Raw genomic sequence first — 2,886 nt, 5'->3', positions numbered from 1 at the left:
GTGGGCTATAACGAAGATGAGTTACTTGAAAAATGGGCACGTGATTCGAAAATTCTCGATATCTTTGAAGGTACTCAACAAATCCAGCAATTAATCATTGCCCGCCGAGAACTGGGTAAATCTTCTAGCGAACTAAAATAATAATTAAGGGAAATTTTCCCTTCTTTTATTAGCTTTTTATGTAAAAACTTAAAAGCCCTCTAGCGATTAAACTAGAGGGCTTCGTATTTCAGGAATTAAATTTTTTATTTATTCGGTAGTTGTACTGTCTAACGCTTTATCAACTACACCAAATTTCTTAAAGATTTTTGCACGTCGTTTTGACGAAATATTTGCTTTGTTTAAATCACCTTTATAATGATCAAAAACTCGCTTATCCATTATTTTAAACCACAATGAAGGGATTAATGCTGGTAGTAACATACTGGCATAACCGCTTGGTAGCTCAGGTGCCTCGTCAAAATGACGTAATGCTTGGAATGGACGAGTCGGATAAGCATGATGGTCTGAATGACGCTGCAATTGGTACAAGAATAAGTTTGTTACAACATTATTATTGTTCCAGCTATGCTCTGGCATTGTACGCTCATATTGACCATTTTCTTTTTTCTGACGTAATAAACCATAATGCTCAATATAGTTAATAATCTCAAAAAGACTAATGCCATAAAATGCTTGTGTCGCTAAATATGGAATTGTACTTTTACCAAAAATTCCAACCATAGAACCATGAAAAGCAGCAGTCATTCCCCAGCCTTGTAATAGTTCATTATCTGAAGACCAGAATTCTTTACCTTTACGTTTTAAACGATTTTTTTCAATTTCTATTGCAGACTTAAAAGAACCAATCACAGTACGTGGCCAGAATTCATAAAATGTTTCACCCATACGTGATGAAGCTGGATCTTCTGGTGTTGCTGCACGCTTATGATGACCATAAGGATGCTCAATACGGAAATGATTATAGCCGGTTGGAACTAAAGCAAGATGAGACAGAATATGGTCTATACGATCATGCTTATGACTTAACTCATGGGCTGTATTAATCGCAATACCATTGATTGCACCCATTGAGATACCAAGTAAAATCTTATCAATAAAAGATGTCGTTTTACGACTTGTTAAATAACATGCATAAACATTTGCAGCATACTGTAGAGGGATAAAGCTCTTCACAAGACGTGAGTAATATGGATCTTTTTCTAAAAGCTTAATTTCTTCATCTGTCGGATTTCGAGCATCTTTCCCAATAATAGTATCAATTGCAGGAATCACGACATGTAGTAAAAGTGGACCACCTAATGCGAAGACTTTCTTCAAAGGACGTGGACCAAACTGATAACCAGCTAAAATAGCTAAACCGATAGCAGGTAAAGCAGGACTAATCATCCATAAAAAGCGTTTGCGATCTATTTCACGCATAGACGCAGGCACTGGCATAAGTTCGTGCTGAACATTTACTGGTGCATTCATAGCTATATTTCCTTTTTCTATATGTCTATATAGTTAAAGAAATAGTGTTTAGTTAACAGTAGTAACCGTCCAAAAAACCTATGTTAAAGTCTTTGGCATTTTCTTCCACTTTTCTGTCCTAAAAACACATGTTGATCTATTCTTATAGCTCACTATAATTTTATTAAAATAATGATTGATCATTTAAATATGGATGCACTAAGTAAATTTTTTGATGATATTCACCTGAATAAGTCTGAATACATCTATTTAAAAGCGCAAGGAGAATGGGCTTTTAAAACACAAGATCAATCTGCTTTACTTGCTTATATTGTTTTAACTGGTTCTGTATATATTCAACTTAACACTTTAGAAAAAATAACTGCGACTGCTGGCGATATTATTTTGATTCCTTCGGGTAAAGCACATAGTGCGACTGACTCAAAATCAACAGCGAGTAAGTTGGTAGATTCTTTAGATATAACGTCGCTTTTTAATGGTCATAGACAAGATGCCATCGAATTTGGTACTTCATCTCCAGATAATACATTATTGCTATCTTTACGCTGCCAAATCGATACTCATATGGCTGGGCCACTTATTAATGCCCTGCCGTCCATCATGCATATTCAGCATGAAAATCAAACTACCCCACCTGAATGGCTACAAATTGGACTTTATTTTCTAGCAATCGAAACTCAAAAAATCAGGCCAGGTCACGACAAAATTATTGATCACTTAGTCAGTATTTTGCTCATCGAATGCATTCGTGATCATATTCAACGGATGACAGATCAACAAAACTGGTTAAGTGCCTTAACTCATCCAGAACTGAGCAATGCACTATCTGCTATTCATAGCCAGCCAGAAGTCACATGGACAGTTGAATCTTTAGCTGAACAATGTTGTATGTCACGTTCTAAATTTGCAAATTTGTTTAGTAGTATTATTGGTGAGCCACCTCTAACTTATTTACAGCATTACCGTTTCCGTTTAGCCAGTCAGTATTTACGCACAAGTAACTTATCAATTCAGCAAATATCAAATAAGGTTGGCTATTCATCCGAAACAGCATTTAGTCAGGCATTTAAACGAATTTTTGATTTATCTCCTAAACAATATAGACAGCAATATATTGGGCACAGCTTAGATTAACTGCCAATAAAAAAAGCGCCGAGGCGCTTTTTTTATTGAATCAAATTATTATTTAATTTTCGCATGCGATTTTAAATATTGACTGTAATCTTCCAATATTTGTTGACCACGTGACTGACGATAAAGTTGCTTTAACTGCTGTAACTGATCAGCAGGAATAGCATTAGCAGCAGATGAATTTACATTTGAAACCGCAACAACAACTAGCTCATTTGGTAAATTTGCTGTTGTAACAGACCACATACCTGGCTTAGGTGTAGCTGCACTAAATGCTGCACG

General features: G+C 35.7%; 3 protein-coding genes and 1 pseudogene. 2 read left to right on the top strand and 2 right to left on the bottom strand.

The window, feature by feature from the left end; translation table 11 throughout:
* On the top strand, positions 1–141 hold a 141-nt coding region (locus UC75_RS19840), incomplete at its 5' end, for an acyl-CoA dehydrogenase family protein (RefSeq protein ID WP_228137203.1).
* Positions 142–249: 108 nt separating this feature from the next.
* Here UC75_RS19840 and UC75_RS02355 read toward each other — a convergent pair.
* On the bottom strand, positions 250–1,473 hold the full coding sequence (locus UC75_RS02355; RefSeq protein WP_049836544.1) for an alkane 1-monooxygenase: 1,224 nt from the start codon (positions 1,471–1,473) through the stop codon (positions 250–252).
* A gap of 189 nt (positions 1,474–1,662) precedes the next feature.
* Here UC75_RS02355 and UC75_RS02350 point away from each other — a divergent pair, with 189 nt between their 5' ends.
* Complete coding sequence (locus UC75_RS02350; protein ID WP_416202195.1) at positions 1,663–2,607, top strand: AraC family transcriptional regulator; 945 nt, start codon at positions 1,663–1,665, stop codon at positions 2,605–2,607.
* A gap of 48 nt (positions 2,608–2,655) precedes the next feature.
* On the opposite strand, the pseudogene UC75_RS19835 reads toward UC75_RS02350, so the two are convergent.
* Positions 2,656–2,886, bottom strand: a pseudogene (locus UC75_RS19835) (peptidylprolyl isomerase); the annotation flags it as partial.

This window comes from Acinetobacter sp. V2 (assembly GCF_001188385.1).
GTDB classification, from domain to species: Bacteria; Pseudomonadota; Gammaproteobacteria; order Pseudomonadales; family Moraxellaceae; genus Acinetobacter; species Acinetobacter oleivorans.
The sequence above is the reverse complement of the archived record's forward strand: the minus strand, read 5'-3'. Positions and strand labels throughout refer to the sequence as shown.

Excerpts from the sequence above, each read along its gene's own strand:
- UC75_RS02350 (WP_416202195.1), top strand. The coding sequence starts at position 1,663 with ATGGATGCACTAAGTAAATTTTTTGATGATATTCACCTGAATAAGTCT.
- UC75_RS02355 (WP_049836544.1), bottom strand. The coding sequence starts at position 1,473 with ATGAATGCACCAGTAAATGTTCAGCACGAACTTATGCCAGTGCCTGCG.